This window comes from Tannerella forsythia 92A2 (assembly GCF_000238215.1).
Taxonomy (GTDB): Bacteria; Bacteroidota; Bacteroidia; order Bacteroidales; family Tannerellaceae; genus Tannerella; species Tannerella forsythia.
The window spans coordinates 523,118-543,830 of sequence record NC_016610.1 but is presented as its reverse complement, the minus strand read 5'-3'; the positions used below and the strand labels follow the sequence as shown (position 1 = coordinate 543,830).

The 20,713-nt window shown below is 46.3% G+C and carries 10 protein-coding genes; all 10 read left to right on the top strand.

Annotated elements, in window-relative coordinates; translation table 11 throughout:
• The first annotated feature begins 15 nt into the window (after nt 1-15).
• The 10 genes from BFO_RS02230 to BFO_RS02190 all read left to right on the top strand — a co-directional run bounded on the left by BFO_RS02230 (nt 16) and on the right by BFO_RS02190 (nt 20,629).
• Nucleotides 16-1,506 carry a RagB/SusD family nutrient uptake outer membrane protein gene (locus tag BFO_RS02230; RefSeq protein WP_014223952.1) on the top strand — a complete coding sequence of 497 codons (1,491 nt, stop codon included), beginning with the start codon at nt 16-18 and terminating at the stop codon, nt 1,504-1,506.
• Nucleotides 1,507-1,521: 15 nt separating this feature from the next.
• Nucleotides 1,522-3,519 carry an alpha/beta hydrolase family protein gene (locus BFO_RS02225; RefSeq protein ID WP_014223951.1) on the top strand — a complete coding sequence of 666 codons (1,998 nt, stop codon included), beginning with the start codon at nt 1,522-1,524 and terminating at the stop codon, nt 3,517-3,519.
• A 161-nt stretch (nt 3,520-3,680) separates the two neighbouring features.
• Entirely contained in the window at nt 3,681-4,712 is a 1,032-nt protein-coding gene (locus BFO_RS02220) for a FecR family protein (RefSeq protein ID WP_014223950.1), read from the top strand.
• A gap of 153 nt (nt 4,713-4,865) precedes the next feature.
• Entirely contained in the window at nt 4,866-6,521 is a 1,656-nt protein-coding gene (locus tag BFO_RS16360; protein WP_014223949.1) for a SusC/RagA family TonB-linked outer membrane protein, read from the top strand.
• Nucleotides 6,497-8,650 carry a SusC/RagA family TonB-linked outer membrane protein gene (locus tag BFO_RS16355; protein ID WP_157755274.1) on the top strand — a complete coding sequence of 718 codons (2,154 nt, stop codon included), beginning with the start codon at nt 6,497-6,499 and terminating at the stop codon, nt 8,648-8,650. Before BFO_RS16360 ends, BFO_RS16355 begins: the two co-directional genes overlap by 25 nt.
• Nucleotides 8,651-8,670: 20 nt before the next feature.
• Entirely contained in the window at nt 8,671-10,284 is a 1,614-nt protein-coding gene (locus BFO_RS02210; RefSeq protein WP_014223948.1) for a RagB/SusD family nutrient uptake outer membrane protein, read from the top strand.
• 205 nt (nt 10,285-10,489) lie between these two features.
• The gene (locus tag BFO_RS02205; protein ID WP_157755273.1) at nt 10,490-13,846 is read left to right on the top strand and encodes a glycosyl hydrolase; all 3,357 of its coding nucleotides are present in this window, start codon (nt 10,490-10,492) and stop codon (nt 13,844-13,846) included.
• 36 nt (nt 13,847-13,882) lie between these two features.
• On the top strand, nt 13,883-16,759 hold the full coding sequence (locus BFO_RS02200) for a glycosyl hydrolase (RefSeq protein WP_041591048.1): 2,877 nt from the start codon (nt 13,883-13,885) through the stop codon (nt 16,757-16,759).
• A 20-nt stretch (nt 16,760-16,779) separates the two neighbouring features.
• Nucleotides 16,780-18,261, top strand: coding sequence for a glycoside hydrolase family 28 protein (locus tag BFO_RS02195; RefSeq protein ID WP_014223945.1), 1,482 nt, complete (start codon nt 16,780-16,782; stop codon nt 18,259-18,261).
• A gap of 25 nt (nt 18,262-18,286) precedes the next feature.
• Nucleotides 18,287-20,629 carry a GH92 family glycosyl hydrolase gene (locus BFO_RS02190; protein WP_041591047.1) on the top strand — a complete coding sequence of 781 codons (2,343 nt, stop codon included), beginning with the start codon at nt 18,287-18,289 and terminating at the stop codon, nt 20,627-20,629.
• The last annotated feature ends 84 nt before the right edge of the window (nt 20,630-20,713 follow it).

Sequence of the window (20,713 nt, the reverse complement as noted above, 5' to 3'; positions counted from 1 at the left end):
TTAAATTCAAACGAGATGAAAATAAAATATCTGTTACTTTTCCTGGCTCTCCCGATATGCTTTTCCTGTTCGGACGATCTGTTGAATCAGAAACCGTCGACCTCCGTCTCCGACGAACAAATCATGACGGAGGTGGTTGCTGCAAGGACAGCTCTTATGGGAGCGTATGCCCAATTAGGAGATTTTCGTTATCATACATTGGCAACGATTACTTCCGATGTGATGGGGCAAGATTTGACCATGACCAGTGGAGCCTATGGTTTTTCCACGTATAACTGGCTCGTCTTTTCGTATCAGTATGCCCAAACACCTGTGATAAGTCCGTGGTGGACGGGGTATGCCAATTATATCTGGCGTTATGCGTATAAGTCCATTGACCAGGCTAATACGATTATCGTCAATGCCAAGGCGCTAAAGCCCGAAGGCGCTGAAAAGGAAGATTTGATTGCACAGGCTTATGGACTGCGAGCCTATAACTTTTTGCTTTTAACGCAGCTCTTTGCGAGGGCTTATACCGATCAGCCGGATTCGAAAGGTATCTTGTTGCGCCTCGAACCGGGTTCGAACGACGAATCTCGTAATGTGCCCCGAACATCCGTACGCGAAGCTTACAAACAAATCCTCTCCGATCTGATGTATGCTTACGAGCATTGTTCGGGAGAAGATGCACAGTTTGTGAACCGGCGGGGAGCCGCGTTGTTGCTTGCGCGTACTTATTTGAATATGGGAGATTATGCCAATGCCGTTAAATATGCGACGGATGCTGTCGGCTTGTATGATGGAAGCAATCTCATGACAAAGGACGAATACCGTGCCGGTTTCAAAGACCGAAACAAAGAATGGCTCTGGTTCTTTAACTTTACTCCCAACACATGTAATCTGTATGCTTCGATTCCTTCATTCTATTGGTATTGCTCTTCATTCGAAGGCTATCCGTATGGAGCGAAAATAGCCTCACAAGATATCGAGGGTAAGGCTAAGAATATTCTTAAAGGATACAGTACGGTGCGTGCCAGTGCTTCGTTCCGTGACATGTTTGAAGATTCGGATTGCCGTAAACTCTTCCCCGGTTATGCCTATGAAGAAGACGGTTTCTTCATCAGCAAATTCGGACATCGTAAAAACATCGGCGATGCCGAATCGCCATTCTGCCGTATAGCCGAAGGTTATCTGATCAAGGCGGAGGCTGAGCTTGGGTTGGGTAACGCCGCCGAAGCGAAGAAAGTGTTGAATATATTGCAGAAAGCCCGTGGAGCAACTCCTACGGAAGCAACCGTGGAGTTGATTTGGAAAGAGAGACGGAAGGAACTTTATGGCGAAGGGTTTGCCCTAAATGATATCAAACGTTTGAGCATGTCACTGAAACGAACCGGTAAAGATCAATGGGCAGGGGTGAAAGAATTGCCGGCAAACAGTCCGCGGTTCATGCTGCCGATACCGGAGACTGAGATGCTTTATAATAAACAGTTGACCGCTGAAGATCAGAATGAATACTGGAGAAATTAGCAAAGAAACGAAAAGATGAAAACAAAACGATGGATTATCATGATGCTGACGATGGTCTGCGTGGCCTCGTCAGCTCAACACAAAAGGTCTGATCTGCTCCTGAAATTTCAGGAACGCCAGGTCGATATAGCTCCGTTCTTCGAGGATTTCCCTTATTCGCAATTCTCTCTCAGTGAGGACGGGGAGAAGTTATTCTTCTTTAAGACTTCCGAACAGAATAAATTGCAATGGCTTGATCTTACGAAAGAAAAAGATTTCTTGAAGGCTACCGATGCGGTTGATCTCGACTTTTCGAAACGTAATTGCTGGCAACCCATGTACAATGAGAAAGATGGTTACGTGTATTGGATCGGAGACGAAAGGAACGAGGAGATTATCAACATTTACCGTTGCAATCTTCTCGCACCTGGAGTCGAAAAACTTACCGATGTGCCTTATATTTATGCTTGGGATTTCAGTCCCGACAGAACACGCATTGCTTATGTAGCTCGATTGGCTCAAAACGAAAAACGGTTGGATGAGTTGCGGATGCTTGATCTGCGAACCGGAAGAGACACGCTGGTCTGTCAGGATAAACCGGATTTCCGTTACACTTGGGGCGATATCACTTGGCAACCTCAAGGTAAAGGGTTAATGTTGTTGGCGCTGAAAGATGCCGACCGTACGTATGCAAACATTATCTATGTTGATACTGAAACGAAGCAGACTACGGTGCTTACTGATCCCTCCAAACCGGGTAGTTATGCCGGAACTTCGGTCATGGAGCGATGGTTTTCGGATGACGTATGTTTCTTTTTCTCCGATCAGGACGGGTATAAGAACCTCTATCGTTTCGACCGTCGGACGATGAAAACGGAACAGGTAACACGTTTCACATCGGATATAGACGATGCACGTTTCGTGACGGTGGGTAAGAAGAAATATCTGTTTCTTCTGCAAAGCAATCCCGTAGAAACGTCATTGATGCTGATGGATATCGCAACCGGAAAAATCCTGTATAAACATTCCTCGGATTTGTCATTATCCATCGGTGCCGTACAGGGTGACCGCGTACGTTTGCTTGCGAATGCGGCATCTGTGGTCTTTCGGATTATTGATGCTCGGGTCGGTCAAAAGGAAATGGTGCTTTCTGAAGTGCTCGAGCTTTCAGACGAACTGAATGCCAAACTAATTCATTCGGATGTGGAGCGACTTTCCATTCCGACATTTGATGTTGATCCGAGCACGGGCAAAACACGCACGCTGCATGCTTATCTTTATAAACCGAAGCACCCGCTTCCTGAGGGAAAGGAGTTGCTGATGATCGAATCCTTTTATGGTGGTGACAATCGATACAATGCAGAGTATCAAATTTTCAATGCGGCAGGTATTACCGTGCTCAGTCCTTCGCCGAGAGGAAGCACAGGCTTTGGACGCGATTTTGCAGCAATGAATGACAAAGATCTCGGAGGCAATGAGATTCTTGACATTATTTATTGTGCGTCGTATATATCCGAAAAAAGGAATATTCCGTCTGAACGTATCGGGGTCTTTGGGATGAGTCATGGAGGTTATGCGACGATGCGCCTGTTGACATTCCCCGGTGAAGTAAACGGACATAAGGGGGCTTTTCGTTTTGGTTTCGGGATCGAAACGGCCGGGTTCTGTGACATTATCTATCAGCATACACATTCTAATATTCCGGACTGGACCAGGCTTGAGGCCGGCGACCCGCAGAAGGAGGCTGCACGGCTCATCGAGCGCTCTCCTCTGTATCATGCTGCGAACCTCACGGGACCTCTATTGCTGCTGCATGGCAATCATGATAACCGAGTCCATGTGGAAGGTTCACGCTTGATGCATCGTATGCTTACACATCTGAAACGGCCACACCGTTATGTCGAATTTGAAGGGCTGGGGCACGGCATTAAAGGGATAGATAATAACCGCCGGTTTTATCGTGAGTGTTTTCGTTTTCTCGATGATGTGATCGGACGGGACACTTCTTTATACCGATGGGACACCGTTCGATAAATGCTTGATTCCGTATTTGCTTTTTATCAGACTTAACGGTAAGAAGGCGAAGGCAATTCGGAAATGCTGAAATGTAAACGATTTCTAAGGAGATGTTTAAAAAAACAAATTTATCATAGGGTGTTTGCCGGATCAAGCGTCAAGTAGGTAAAAAGTAGAAAATGAAAGAATCGGTCAACATAGACGAATTGTATATATTGATGTATCTCAAAGGAAAATTGCCGGACGAGGAGCGGCAGATGTTCGAGCAGCAGATGAACCTCTCAGCGGATTTGCGACAAACGGTTGCTGACCTGAGTCGGCTGTGGCGCTTGTCCGGTCTGCGGAGTGAACAGCGGAATATCGATACGCCTGCGGCGTGGCGAATCGTGTCGCGCAAGGTCACTCGTTCTTTGTTTCTTGGCAAGGCGTGGAACGTCACTCGCACGGCTGCCGCTGTTTTACTGCCTTTGTGGTTGATTTATCAATACGTGTGGATTCCGTGGCAGGAGCGTTCGCAGCCCGAAGCAACATTGACCGTCACGGCGTCGCCCGGCATGGTGGTACAGACGACCCTCCCCGACGGTAGTCAGGTGTGGCTCAATGCCGGCAGCTCACTTTCATACCCGAGCCGTTTTACCCGTCGGGGGGGGCGGAAAGTCAGGTTGACCGGAGAGGCATATTTCAAGGTAACATCAGACCGGAAGAATCACTTTGATGTGCTTATTCCCGGACAGATGAAGGTGAGTGCATACGGGACGGAGTTTAATGTTTGTGCTCATCCTGGGGATTCGTGTTATGAAGTGACTTTGGCACGCGGGAATGTAGACGTATCGTCTGTTGAAACGCCGGGCATGCTGACGCTGGATGCGGGACAGAAAGCATTGTTCCACCCTGAAAGCGGGACGATGTCGAAACAGCCGGCCGATACGTATGCCGATACGGCATGGAAAGACGGGAAGATGGTATTCCGCCGTCGGCATCTCGATCATATTGCCGAGAAACTCTCGCGCAAGTTTGGGGTGACGATCCGGCTCGAAGACGACAAGTTGAAAGACTATGTGTACACGGCTACGTTTACGGACGAATCGCTCGAAGACATCCTCGATCTGCTCAAACGCTCGACGCCTCTGACCTATACGATATCCGGACAGCGACAACTCGGTAATCATACGTACACTCGACGTACGGTTACCATAAAGACAATGCATTAAACCAACCGTCATAAACAATCAATGTAACGATAGGAGGAAAGGGAAACAGGAACAAGTAGAAGGAGGATTTTTCGTGCAGGGCTGCCGGCGTGAAAAATAGATCGGGAAAGGCGGCAAAAAGTACTTACATACAATCTAATAAGCGTGTAAAATATGGATGATTTATTGAAAAAGGCACTTGGGGAACGTGCCGTATTGCGTAAACTTCCCCGTCTGCTCAGGGACATGCTGCTTGTGGTATGTCTGCTGTCTCTTTCATTGTTGAAAGCGCAGGCTGATCCTCAGAAACAGAAGATATCGGTAGACATGAGCGATGCCACGGTCGAAGAAGTTTTGCAGTCTATCGAGGAGAAGTCGGATTATTATTTTTTGTATAACAGTCGGCTGATCAATGTGGAGCGCCGGGTGAACGTGCAGGCGAAAAACAAGCCGGTAGCTGCGATTCTGGACGATTTATTCACTTCGGGAGACGTGGATTATCAAGTTAAGGGTACACAAATCGTGCTCTCGCCCAAGAGTATGCGTGCTTCAGTAAGGCCGGGAGTGAAAGAGACTCAGCAACAGAAAACCGTCAGCGGCCGGATCGTCGATGAGCAGGGCGAGCCGGTGATCGGCGCCAATGTCGTTGAAAAAGGAACGACAAACGGTACGGTAACGGATGCTGACGGACGTTTCTCATTGTCTGTGGCACCGGACGGCGTATTGCATGTGTCGTATATCGGGTATTTAGACGAAGAGGTTCAGGTTTCCGGAAGAACCTCCGTGAATATCACCTTACGGGAAGATACGCAAGCTTTGGATGAGGTGGTGGTGGTCGCCTATGGCACGGTAAAGAAGAAGGACTTGACGGGATCGATTACTTCTATTGACCGTACCTTGGTTGCTAAACAGTCTAATTCCTCCGTCTCACGAGCTTTGGAAGGGGCGGCTCCGGGTATACAGGTTGCTTCTATCGACGGGCAACCCGGTCTGGACATGGGAATCCGTATTCGAGGAGTCGGTTCAACGAGCCAAAATAATTCCAGTGCTCTTGTTGTCATCGATGGTGTACCCTCACAAACGGACAATACCTTGTCTTCCATTAATCCCAAAGATATTGAGAATATCACTATTCTTAAAGACGCCGCTTCTACTGCTTTATATGGTTCGAGAGGTGCGAATGGTGTGGTGCTGGTCACGACCAAGAAAGGGGCGAAGGGAAAAGCACGAATATCTTTTGAAGGACGTTTTGGAGTAAACCAAATGGGACCGTTCGAATATCAAAAAATATCAAAACCAAAAGATATTTACGAATATGCATGGTCTGCAATCTACAATGCCGTGAGGTATAAAAGTGATCAGAAATATACGACTCATGTGGCGAATCCCAATATGTCTCATGACGAAGCGGCCTTGTTTGCCAGTCGGCACTTGTTCGACTATGTGGGGTCAACCACTGATTTTAAAAAGAATGCTTTAGGTAATTATATGTTATATAATGTTCCCGGAGCAGTCTATACCCCTACGGGTGAAGGAGCTGATGCAAGTTCTACTATGAGCGGTGCGTATCTGGTCAATCCTGACGGAAGGTTGAATCCGAATGCGGAATTGTTGTATGAGGATAATTACGATAATTTCTTTTTTGAAAATAAGTTGCGTCAAGAATACAACATAAGCGCAAGCGGCGGAGGAGATAAAGTGGATTATTTCTATTCTTTGGGTTATCTGGAAGATCCGTCATACATACGTGGTTCCGAATTTGAACGATACAATGCACGTGCCAACATGAATGCCCGGTTGCTCGATTGGTTGAAAGTGGGACCAATGTAGCGTATGCGAACCGGAGAACACAGTCTCCGGCCACTCGCTATGGGCGAAATCCCGGCTCTGCAGTCGCCAATGTTTTCCGATGGGCAAACGGACAAAATCAATTGACGCCCCTCTTTGCGCATGACAAAAACGGTGATTTTATCTACAACGAAGACGGTTCTAAAAAGGTGAATGACGGTCCGGATAAAACGTATTCTCCTCTGGGACCTACCAACGGTCCATTGACGAATGCCAATCTGATCGATATTCTCAATAAAGATAAGGATGAGACTGTATCTAATGACCTTAACATGCGTGGATATGCGGAGCTTAAATTCTTGAAGGATTTTACGCTGACCCTGAATCTTTCGTACGACCGTTTTTCACATATCAGAACGCGGTATTGGAATAAAGAAACAGGACAAGCCAAGAGTACTTCGGGTGCGTTGGGCAAAATATATCAGAATTTTGCCGTACTGAATACGCAGCAACTGCTTAATTACAATAAAACGTTGGATAAGCATCAGATTGATTTCTTGGCCGGGCATGAATTCAATAAGTTCAATTCAGACGGATTATACTATCGCTCTGCTTATTCGCTGATTCCTGATTTTATCAGTTATACCAACTTTACAGGCCGGTATGTGGGAGGTACCTTCTTAAATCCCGGTGGCTCATTGGATAAGACGGCTATGGAAAGTTATTTCGGAAGATTGAACTATTCGTATAACGACAAGTACTACGCTGAATTATCATTAAGAACGGATGGTTCTTCCAAATTCAAATACAGCAAAAACCGATGGGGGACGTTCTGGTCTGTCGGAGGAGGATGGAGAATGACCGGCGAACGGTTTATGGAATCCACGAAAGACTGGTTAAATAACCTGAAGATTAGAGCCAGTTATGGCGTTATTGGGAATCAGAGTGGTATTGCCAATTATTCGGGCTATCAAACTTGGTCTTATGGTGCGAATTATACTTCTACCACCGGAGGAACAGGGACGCCGGCCGATTATCGCTTGTCTAAAGGAAACTTTGTAAATGACGCTCTTACGTGGGAGAATGTACATACGTTGGATGCCGGTGCAGACCTTTCTTTATGGAATCGTGTACACCTTTCTGTCGATTATTTTGTTAAAAACACGGTCAATGCTTTTTGGAATCAACCTATTCCCTATTCTTTGGGGCAGTCGTCTCTTGAGAAAAATACGGCAAAATTGAAAAATAGAGGCGTTGAAGTGGATGTGAGTGTGGATATTCTTAAAAAGAAAGAACTCTATTGGAGCATTTCATTGAACGGAATGCATTACAGAACGATTCTGACAAGTGTGCCGCAAGGTGTAGGCACGGCCGAGCTCAACGGAAACTGGACGGCGGGTATCGATGGCTGGGGGGCTATTGGTGGTGCCGCTACCAACCAGATATCTTACCTGAGAGGAGTCGGAAAAGATTATTATAATCTCTATTTTTTTAAATACGGAGGTGTGGATCAGAATACGGGATTACCGTTGTTTTATGCCAGGGTAACCGAACAAGATCACAAAAAAGGTTTCTTTAAAGATTATAAAGTGGGTGAAGATGTCACGACAACAAATTATTCTTTGGCTGACCGATATGAGATGGGAAGCGCTATCCCAAAATGGATTGGAGGCTTTTCGACAACCTTGAATTATAAGAATTTTGATTTTTCGTCGAGTTTGGCTTATCAGATCGGAGGAAAATTCTTTAGCGTTGAATATGGATGGAACCTTTATTCGAGTGAGAATATAGGGTCGGCATTATCGGCCGAATTGCTCGGTAATACCTGGACGCCCGAAAGAACAGATGCATATTTCCCCATGGTCATGTATGGCAATACGTATGGTAACGGGGCGAACATCGGCAGCTGGATGTATAGTGATATGGCATTGTTTGATGCCTCTTATTTGAATGTGAAAAACATAACATTCGGTTATACATTGCCCGAACATCTTTCGAAAAAGGTAAATATATCCGGACTTCGGATATTTGCCACAGCCGACAATGTGTTTATGTTTAAGAAGCATGCCGGATTTGACCCGCGTATGTCGTTGGTTAGCGGAATGGAAGTCGGTGCTTATGCTTTTCCATATATGAGAACTCTCTCGTTGGGAATTGATTTGAATTTTTAATCATTAAAAAACGTATAACGATGAAAAAAAATATATTAACGATTTTAGTATGTTCGTTTGTGCTGTTTGGATGTGCGGATCAGCTGGAAATAACGCCTCCAAACAAGATTACCGACGAACAGATCATGCAATTGCTGGAATCGGGAAACAGCGAATCGATTAAAATTGTGCTGGGAAGTATGGCCAATGAACTGCCTCTCTTGTTCAAAAGCTCCGGGATACAAGGGCAAGGAAGCGCTGATGGGCGTTATTATACCTGTCAGGGACTTGATGTCATGAGGAATCTTCTCGGTAATGACATTGTTTTCGGTACGAAAGCTACGACGAATGCATTCGGAGCCGATGAATACAATTTTCGGAATTTTACGGCAAGTTCCGTCGATAAAAATATTCCTTATTGGTATTATGCCTGGAAATGTATTTTTACAGCCAATAAACTGTTGAATTACATCACTGACGATCAGTTGGTCAACAGTAATGATAATCTGAAAGATTATAAAGCCAGAGCATTGGTCGTTCGTGCTTTTGCATATAATTATCTGATGGAAAATTATCAGGATGCCTATCTACAGGGTGGGAAGGATAAATTGGGAATTATGCTGTACGATAAATATTCGCCTACTCAAGAATTGAAACCTCGTTCTACTTCGAAAGAGACTTATGACTTCATAAAGAAAGATTTGTCTGAAGCGATCTCTTTGTTTAAAGCGGCCAAGATAGAATATACTCAATCTACCACCGATATTGATTTAGGTGTGGCAAACTTTATTCTGGCTAGAGTAGCACTTTGGACAGGCGATTGGGCTACGGTGATTTCGAGTTGTAACGATATTTTAGCTCAGTATCCTGTGTTGATGGATCAGAAGATGTATGGCGGTAAGAATACGGGCGACAGCAAGAATCCGGTCTTTTTACCTGAAACGAATGGATTCCTGAACAATACCATTAATCCCGAAGTGTTACTGGGCTGGCCGGTCGGGGAAGCCTTGACGGCGCATAATGCATGGATGAATCCTTTCGGTACGAGCTACGGAGGAGCAGCCGGAGAATATCAACGTATTGACAATCGGTTGTATGAGAAGATAGATGATAACGATTATCGTAAGGACGTTTTTCTCAAAACCGATTTTGGAAGTTATCATTATCCTCCCAACAATGTAGAAGGGTATATTCCGGCTTATACAAGTATGAAATTTGCAGCGACACATGGCATCGGAAGTCCGGTTACGGATAGAACTAAGGTCGGTACCGTCACCGATTATTATATGAGAACTTCCGAGGTTTTATTGATGAAAGCCGAGGCTTTGGCTCAATCGAATAAAGAGGCCGAAGCAAAGGAAACATTGAATGTATTGCTGAAAGCTCGTACAAAAGAAGGCACCCCGTCTTTGACTTGCGATAATTATCCGTCGATGCAAGGCCTTTCGGTACTTCAGATGGTACAGTTGCAAACGCGCATCGAACTGTGGGGCGAAGGCGGTCGAGAGTTTTACAATAATAAAAGATGGAATATTCCGGTTGATAGAAGTTCTTCGTCTAATCATCTCAATAAACTTACGTATCCGGTGAAGGATATGACACTTCAGATTCCGGACGATGAGATATTCTATAATCCGTTGTGCGAACAAAATTAACGATGGGTGAGCTTTCGTAAAGGGTGATGAATCATAATGGGTGAGCGGCTTCGTTGCTTACCCATTCTTACACACCTGAAGAGGGTGTGCCCAAACATAGCGTTTTGACACATCCTCTTTTCCTGTAGTGCAAATCGTCTCTTCACAGTAGTGTGAAATGATTGGCAGTTGAAAAGTTGAAAAGATGGGACATTTGATTAAAAAGATGAAGATAAAAATAATTTGGTTTATTTCTGTCTTTTGGATGACGAATGCGTATGCGGATAATTTGAAAGAATTGCATAGCGGTTTCCTCTCTCCTCCGATAGACGGGCATGCTCAAACTTGGTGGCATTGGACAAGTCCGTTTGTGACGAAAAAAGGTATCACTGCCGATCTTGCATCGATGAAAGCGATCGGATACAGTGGGGCGCATCTGTTTGTCACCGGTTCGAGTCCTTATCCCGAAGGGCATTATCCGGAAATGTTAAGTCAGGAATGGTTAGCGCTTTTGGAACATGCCGGGAAAGAGGCGAAACGTCTTGGGTTAAAGCTGGGAATTCATAATTGTCCGGGATGGTCATTATCCGGTGGGCCCTGGATTAAACCGGAAGATGCAATGCAAATGATCGTTTCTTCTGAAGTGAATGTCTCGGCTGACACTTTACAGAAGATCGTATTGCCTCAACCGGAGACGCGTTACAATTTTTATCGGGATATTGCCGTGCTGGCTTTTCCTGATATAAATACGCATGAAAAACCACAATTAGAAGCAGATTTTTCAATAAATGATCCGGATAAAATACTGGATCATGACCAAGCGACTTTCATACGGTTACCGATCAAAGAAAAGGATACCGAGGCAGTCATAACGTTGAAATATAAACAGCCGTTCGAGGCGCGTTTTATAGAGTTGTCTTTCGGAGAAGTTCATTTATTTGTCAAAGGGAAAGTAGAAGCTTCTATGGACGGAATTCATTTCCGAGAAGTTGCTGCTTTCGATTATAAAATCCGTACGGATTTGCAGTCGCCGAAGTGTATTCGTCTGAAAGAAAATACCGAAAGTTTCCGGTATTTCAGAATTACGTTTATGCATCGCCCTTACCGGGTATGGATGACTCCTGTCGACATCAGATTGAATGATATCAGGCTCTTGACTTCATCTATGATCCCTGATGTTGATAGTAGAAATTCGGCCATGGAAGACAGTTATTCCTTTAAACCCTTTGTGTCGGATTATATTTCCGATGGTATTGATCCCACTAAAATGCTGGATTTGTCCGGTAAAATGCTTCCTGACGGGACACTGCGGTGGAATCCTCCCGGAGGAAACTGGACGATTTTGCGTATAGGCTATACGACAACCGGAAAATGCAATGCTCCGGCAACATTAAGCGGATTAGAATGCGATAAATTGAGTAAAAACGGATTAGATGCACATTGGAAGGGAATGATGTCGAAAATAATAGAACGAATAGGTTATCTGAATGTGTTGAAATATTGCATTATAGATAGTTATGAAGCAGGGGGACAGAATTGGACGCCAGAATTCGAAACGGAATTTCTAAAACGTCGCGGGTATTCTTTGCGACCTTATCTGCCGACCGTCGTCGGTTATGTGGTCGGGAAACCTTCTGAAAGTGCTCGTTTTCTATATGATTTTCAAAGAACGGTCGCTGAACTGTTTGCCGAAAACTATTATGATTATTTCACGGAATTATGTCACAAAAACGGATTGCTCTCTATCACGGAATCTTATTTCGGATCATTCGATTATTTACGTTGCGCCCGAAAGGCAGATATTCCCTCCGGCGAGTTCTGGATCGGTTCTAAAACGCCAATATCGTGTTTGTATCGTTCTGCCGGACATTTTCACGGGAAAAAATATGTGGCGGCAGAAGCGTTTACGACTGATGAAAAACAAGGTCGCTGGCTTCAAGACCCTCAACAGTTGAAGGAATATGGTGACAGAGCATGGGCGCAAGGTATTTCCAAACTGATTTCACATTCATTTGTTCATCAACCGTACCTGAATGTCCGTCCGGGGTTTACATTAGGTCGCCATGGAGCCCATTTGTCGCGTACAAATACATGGTGGAAATACGGTAACGGGTGGATCGATTATATAAATCGTGCTCAATTTCTTTTGCAGTCGGGAGAACCGGTCGTTCATATCCTTATCCTTTCCGGTGAATCAGATCCTAATAAATATACCCGGATACCTGAATTATCATGGGCCGGATATGGTTATGATTATTGTTGTGTGGACGATTTGTATGATTATATTACCGTTCGGAAACACCGCATTACTTCTCCTTCGGGAGTTACTTATTCCTGTTTATCTTTGGGAGAAGAGAAATATCTTACGAAGAAAACACTGGAAAGCGTATATCATTTGCTTCGCTCCGGCGCTGTTATCTTGGGTCGTCGTCCTTTGGGCTCCCCGTCGTTGTCGGATAAAGCAGATGAATATAATGAATTAGTCGAAAAAATATGGGGGGCGTCGAAACAGGGAGAAATTCGTAAGATCGGTAAAGGAAAATTGATTAACAGTACTGATTATTTATCTGTCATGAATCATATAGGAATTCTTCCCGATGTAAAAGCTCCGGCAGGAATCAGTACGCTTCATCGGCGGCAAGGGGATATCGACATATTTTTTCTTTATAACGATAGCTGTAGAACGGTTTCGCAAGATATAAAATTCAGGATTTGCGGAAATAAAATACCGGAATACTGGAATGCGGATAAAGCTAAGATAGATACGGTAGCTTTGTGGAAACGAGAAGGAGACTATATTACCATTCCTGTAACGATGTTGCCTCAGGAATCTCGTTTTGTGATTTTTCATCCGGGATCTGTTCCTCATTTGTTCATGATAGGAGAAGAAAAAACGCGTAAGAAAAATCCGTCCGGCGTGTCAGCGCACATTGTCGGAAATAAGGTTCGTTTGTTTTTTACAAGGCCGGATACGGTAGTTGTGACGGATAATAATTGGAAGAATGAAAAAATAGGTGTCAGTCATGTACATGCTCCTGTGGATATAAGCGATGATTGGCAGGTAAGTTTCCCGCCTGCTTCCGGTGCACCGGATACAGTACATTTGAGTAAATTGGAATCTCTTAGTGAAAATTCGTCGGATAGTATTCGATACTTTGCCGGTACGGCAACTTATCGACATCCGTTCGTAGTCACTGAAGAAATGAAAGGTCGCTCTTTAAGAATTTTATTGCAACTGGGAAAAGTTCGGAATATAGCTGAAATTTTCGTGAACGGAAAAAAAGCTGCACTTCTTTGGAAAGAACCTTTTTCAATAGATATTACAGATATGGTCTGCCTTGGAAATAATATGTTGGAAATAGCTGTAACGACTCTATGGGTGAATCGTTTGATTGGGGACTTGAGGAATGAGACCGTTGTTCCGGAGACGAATGGTTGGCCGGATTGGGTGCTTGCCGATAAACCTGATTCTGGAGTTGGGCAATACTCCTTTTCTACATGGAAAGGGTGGAAAAAAGAAGAAGATTTACAGGAATCCGGATTGATCGGTCCCGTAAGGTTGGAGTTCGTAGAAGTCCGATGAAAATTATTACAGAATGAAACGAATACAATAAAAATGATGAATCGAAGACTGTTTATAAAGCATAGTACACTGTTTTCTGCCTCCATATTGACTGGAGGAGCATATTCTACCGTAAAGGCAGGGGCGAAAACCATAGAGCGTCTTCAAACGTCGTCCGGACTGTTTGCTTTATTTCAACATCCCGCTTCACGTTATGCGCCGTTTGTGCGTTGGTGGTGGAACGGCAATAAGGTTGAGGCGTCGGAGATTGTCCGGGAGCTTCGTCTGCTGAAAGATGCCGGCGTAGGCGGCGTAGAGATCAACCCGATCGCTTTTCCTTCGTCGGGCGACGATTTGGGCAAGAAGTCGCTTACGTGGCTGGGCGATGAATGGATTGACATGTTGCAAGTCGCTTTCGATGAGGCCAAACGTCTCGGAATGACATGCGATTTGATTGTCGGGTCGGGGTGGCCGTTTGGTGCTGAGACATTACAGGGTGCCGAGCGGGCACAGGTGGTGCTCGTTTATGCCGAGAAACTCGAAGGTCCGATGATGTATGAAGCGTCACGTTTTCACCTTTTCAAGGCGGTTGATCCCGGTGTGACCGTACCTGATCCGTCACGTACGTTCGAACTCCTTTCTCTGCAGGTTGTTCCCGATCCGATGAGCGGGCTGGAACAAGTCGTCGACTTCTCCGACCGGTGCAGGGACGAGGTTGTCCGTATCGAAATCCCCGAAGGCAGACATGTGCTTTATGCACTGGTGAAGGTCGATTCCTTTGCATCCGTCATCAATGGCGCTCCGGGTGCAGCAGGACATATTCTCAATCATATGAATCGGGAGGCCGTGCGCAGTTACCTCGACCGCATGTCCGACACGATACGGAAAAAAAACGGTGCGCTCTCAAAACATCTGCGTGCGTTCTTCTGTGATTCGATGGAGCTGGAAGGATGTAACTGGACTGACGATTTGGCGGAAACTTTTCGGCAACGTCGTGGCTACGATCTGATGCCTTACCTTCCGTTTATCCTGTTCAAGGTCGGACGGTTGGGGGCGGTCGTGGATGATACATATGGGGCGGAGAAAACACCCGGGTTTGCAGACATCCTGAATCGTGTGCGGTTCGATTTCGAACTGACCAAAGCTGAGTTGCTGCGGGAGCGATTTACCGAAACATATCTGCAATGGTGCAGGGAGCAGGGCGTGCAATCGAGGGCGCAGGCTTACGGACGCGGCTTCTTTCCGCTCGAAAGCAGCCTGAAATTCGACATTCCCGAGGGTGAATCGTGGACAACGAATTGGCTCAAACATCGGCCGGGCGAAGAGATGCCGGACGAAGATTATCGCCGAGGACGAGCTTACACGATGATCAATAAATTCGTCTCTTCGGCCGCTCACCTCACCGGTAAGCGAGTGGTGAGCTGCGAAGAGATGACAAATACTTACGATGTTTTTAACGCCACATTGGAACTGTTGAAGATCGGCTCCGATCACAGCATCATGTCGGGTGTGACTCATTCCGTTTGGCACGGTTTTAATTATTCCCCGCCCGACGCACCTTTTCCCGGCTGGGTGCAATACGGTACATATCATAACGAAAACAACAACTGGTGGCCTTACGTCAAGTATCTGAACCGTTATAAAGCGCGTCTCTCGTCGGTACTCATGAACGCCGATATGTACACCGATATCGCCATCCTCCCGGCTACGTACGATTTATGGAGCGAAATGGGCGTGCAGACCGATCCGTTCCCTGAAAAGCTGAATGTTCCCTACACCTCGCTTGTATGGGAGGCCATTCATAAGAACGGCGGCGGGGCGGATTACACCTCGGAGATTGTCCTCCGCGAATCAACGGTCAGGAACGGAAAGCTCTGCTACGGTTCCAAGGCTTACGGTACACTTTTCTTAGTCGAGGTGAGCGGAATCAATCCGGAAGTATTGGCCAAATTAGATGATTTTGTAGCTGATGGCGGACGGATTTTCTGCATAGAGAAATACCCGGAAAAATCGCTTGGCTTGCAGGATTTTCACGAAAGAGACCGGCTGGTGAAGCAATGGGTGGAGAAGCTGAAACAACATCCCGATCGCTTTGTCCTGCTTCGCAAGCCTGAAGACGATCGTTTCCTTGAATGGTATCGTGAGGTGATGCAACAATACCGAATCCCTCATTATCTTGATATTGAATATCCTGACCGTTTTGTGACGCAAAACCGCTATCGCAGCGATGCACACGATGAACTGTTCTTCTTTGCGAATACGCACCGTAATCAGTCCTATACGACGAATATCACTTTTGCCGCCGAAATAACTGCCCGGCGATTCCCGTGGGTGTGGGATACCGAAACGGGTGAACGTTATCGCATACATCCTGAAGGAAATACCATTACCCTCGAATTGGGGCCGGCGGAAACATGCCTGATCGTATGGAGCCGCGAGAAACACGGCAAGCCGTGGCACCCCCTTCCGACAAGCGGAAAGGAAGAACGTACGCTTGATGGCGTCTGGGAGGTCGAGCTACGCCACAGTCGCGAAGGATGGGTGAAAACTTACCCGATGGAGACCCTGAAAGACCTCAAAGAAACCGAGTGGGTCAATTTCACGGGAACAGCTGTATATCGTCGGACATTTGAGGCGGACGGCCGAAAGGACGTGTGCCTGAATCTCGGTAAGGTGCATGGTGTCTGTGAAGTGTTTCTCAACGGACAATCGTGCGGAGTGAAGTGGTACGGTCGGCGGATTTACGCCCTCGGTCCCTTCCTGAAAAAAGGTATCAACCGACTCGAAGTACATGTCGTTACTACGATGGGGAATTATATGAAAACGCTCAAGGAAAACCTTACGGCGCAAAAATTTACCGTTCTTAAATCGAAAGATCAGCCGATTCGGTCGATGGGACTAGTAGGGCCGGTTACCATGTATATCCATTCATAAATTTTTAAAATATACTTCCAATGAAAATTCTGAAATCAATTATTTTCTGTTTCTCGGCTGTGCTGTGCAATCAACTCGTCGCAAAAGATTACAACGCTTCACTGTTCGGTATCCGGTCCGACGGAGCAACGCTCAACACGCGCTCCATTCAAAAGGCCATCGACCATATCCACGACAAGGGAGGCGGCAGGCTTGTTTTCTCTGTCGGACGTTACCTTACGGGAACGATTTATCTGAAATCGAACGTTACGCTTCACCTGAAAGAAGGGGCCGTACTGCTGGGCTCTACCAATCCGCTCGATTACGACATCGGTGAGAACTGGAACTGGACGGCGCTTGTGGTAGCGCACGAGCAGCACCATATCGGCATTACAGGTCAAGGCGTGATTGACGGAAGGGGGTACGAGGTGGCCAACAATCTGATTTCGCTGATCAATAACGGCATCTTTGAAGATGCGTTGTTGCTCGATCGTCCTCGCGAATTTCGCCGTCCGCAGAATATTTATTTTAAGAGATGCCGGGATATTCATATACAAGGCATTCTGCTGAAAGATCCGGCAAGCTGGAATCAACAGTACGAACAGTGTCGAAACATGCTTGTCGAAGAAATTACGACCGACAGCAAAGCGTATTGGAACAACGACGGAATCGATATTGTGGATTGCGATAGCGTGATTATCCGAAATTCTTACTTCGATGCGGCTGACGACGGTATCTGCCTGAAGTCGCATAGTGCCGACCACGAATGCAGCAATATTTACATTTACAACAATACGGTGCGCACAAGTGCCAGCGGCATCAAATTCGGCACTGTTTCGGCAGGAGGGTTTCGCAATATCCGTATCGTCAAAAACACGGTCTTCAATACATATCGTTCAGCCATCACCTTTGCCTCCGTCGATGGAGCGGTAATAGACAATGTGACGGTGGATAGTCTTGTTTCGATCAACACGGGTAATGTGATTTTTCTTCGTACAGGAACTCGCACGGTGCGTAACAGGCCTTGTCTGCGAAATATCAGGATATCGAATGTCTATGCCGAAGTGCCGGCCACCAAGCCCGATGCCGGTTATCGTTACGAAGGCCCGATCGAAGATTTGCCACGTAATGTCTCTCCCTGTATCATTGCCGGTATTCCGTCTATCCCCATCGAAAATGTGACGTTGGAAAATATCGAAATTCGGTATCCCGGAGGGGGCAATGCACTGTATGCCAAAGTAGGATTGGAGGAGTTGGACAGTGTTCCCGAGATGGAGAATAAGTATCCGGAATTTTCGATGTTTAAGGAGCTCCCGGCATGGGGCTTTTATATCCGGCATGCTAAGGACATCCGGTTTAATAATGTGACGTTTGTCGCCCAAAAAGCGGACTATCGCCCGGCCGTCGTGCTCGACGATGTACACAATGCCGTCTTTAAAAATATGAAGATTTCCATTCCGGAGTCGGTACATAAAGACGAGATCGTACGTCACCGCTCGTCGGAGATACATGTTGAACCATGATTATGAAGAAGAAAAAATACGCAGTATGAACATACATATAAAAATCGGAATCGTGATCGGTTATCTGGCAGTCACTGCAACATTTAACGCATCGGCGGGCAATTTGCTGCCATACGTTAACCCGATGGTAGGAACAAAAAGCATGGGACATACGTTCCCCGGAGCCTGCGCTCCGTTCGGTCTGGTGCAGTTAAGTCCTGATACGGAAATGGTTCCGCATAACATCGGCGGAATCTATCAACCCGATGCCTATCGGTATTGCACAGGTTATCAGTACGACGATAAAACGATTGTCGGGTTCAGTCATACCCATTTCAACGGCACGGGGCATTCCGATTTGGGTGATATTTTAGTCATGCCTGCAACAGGTGAGGTAAAACTCGACAAAGGTACGGCAGAACATCCCGAAAGCGGCTATCGTTCACGCTTCAGCCATGAGCATGAAAAGGCCGAAGCCGGATATTACTCTGTGCTGCTCGAAGATTACGGCATCCGTGCCGAAATGACTGCTACGGAACGGGTTGGTGTGCATCGTTACACCTTTCCGAAAGGTACTCAAACAGGGCACATCGTACTCGACCTCAATTACGGCATTTACCACTACGACGGTAAGGTGTTGATGGCCAATGTTCGTGTGGAGGATTCGTGTACGCTTACCGGCTACCGTATCACCCGCGGCTGGTCTCGGATGAATTACACTCATTTCGCCGTGAAGTTCTCGAAGCCGATTACCACTTACGGTTGTCGCAATAACGAAGAGGTGCTTTATAAAGGATTTTGGCGCAGGTTCGACATGACGAAGAATTTCCCGGAGATGTTCGGCAAACACCTTACGGCTTATTTTGAATTTGATTTCTCCGATGGCCGTCCGCTCGAGGTGCAGGTCGCTTTCTCGCCGGTCGATTGTCTGGGCGCACGGAAGAATCTGGAGGCCGAAACGGGAGGGAAGTCATTCGATGAAGTTCGGAAGGCTACGCAGGCGAAGTGGGAGAAGGAGTTGGGCTGTATCCGTATAGAAGCTGACGACGATACGAAAGCCGTATTCTACACGGCCTTGTATCATACGATGATCAATCCTTCCGTATATCAGGACGTAGACGGGCGCTATCGCGGCGTTGACCACAATATCCATCAGGCGGCCGAAGGGCAAACCAACTATACGGTCTTTTCTGTTTGGGATACGTTTCGAGCCCAGCATCCGCTGATGAACCTGATTAAGCCGTCGCGCAGCGTGCAGTTCGTTCATTCCATGCTCAATCATTACCGGCAGAGTGTACATCACGCCTTGCCGGTTTGGTCGCACATGGGCAACGAGAACTGGTGTATGATCGGGTATCACTCCGTTTCGGTCGTGGCCGATGCCCTCGCAAAAGGATTGGTGGTGGATAAAAAGCTTGCACTGGATGCTTGTATAAACAGTTCGAATCTGGATTACTACGATGGTATTGCCGAATATAAGAAGCTGGGTTATGTACCGCTCGAACGCAGTGGTTCGGCAGCTTCGGTCACGCTCGAATACAGTTACGACGATTGGGCGATCAGTGAGCTGGCTAAGCGGATGAAGGTTCTGGATGTAGAGAAAGAATATGCGAAACGTGCATGCAGTTATCGCAATATTTTTGATCCGTTGCTGGGTTTTGCCCGCCCGAAACATCAGGACGGGACGTTCAAAAAAGATTTTGACTTGCTCGATACCCACGGACAGGGCTTTATCGAAGGCAATTCGTGGAACTATTCGTTCTTCGTACCGCACGATGTCAACGGATTGATGCGTCTGATGGGCGGAGAGAAACGGTTCGTGCGTCGTCTCGACTCGCTTTTTACGATGCGTCTGCCCGCAAAATATTTCGAAAATACGGAAGATATTAACGAAGAAGGATTGATCGGCAACTATGTGCACGGTAACGAGCCGAGCCATCACGTGCCTTATCTGTATAAATGGACGGACGAACCTTGGAAATCGGAAGCACGTCTTCACGAGATTATGCGCAGGATGTATCGCAACCGGATCGATGGATTGTCGGGTAACGACGATTGCGGACAGATGTCGGCATGGTACATCTTTTCGGCGCTCGGATTTTATCCCGTCTGCCCGGGAACGGACCAGTACGTTATCGGCTCGCCTTTGGTGAAAGAGGCGATTGTGCAACTTGAAAATGGTAAGAATTTTATTGTCAGGACAAAACATGCTTCGGCCGAAAATGTCTATGTCAAATCCATTCGACTCAACGGGCTGCCTTATCGAAAAGCCTACATCACCCATGCCGATATTCTCGGTGGGGGGGAGATCGAATTCGAGATGTGCACTCGTCCGAATAAGAAATCGGCGGCCTACGAAAAACCGTATTCGATGACGAAAAGAGAATAATGAATGAAATAAGACAAGTCTGTTCTTTCGGAGTTTATGGTTTTGTAAGATGGTTATAATTTGATTGTTACTGAAAAATATAAG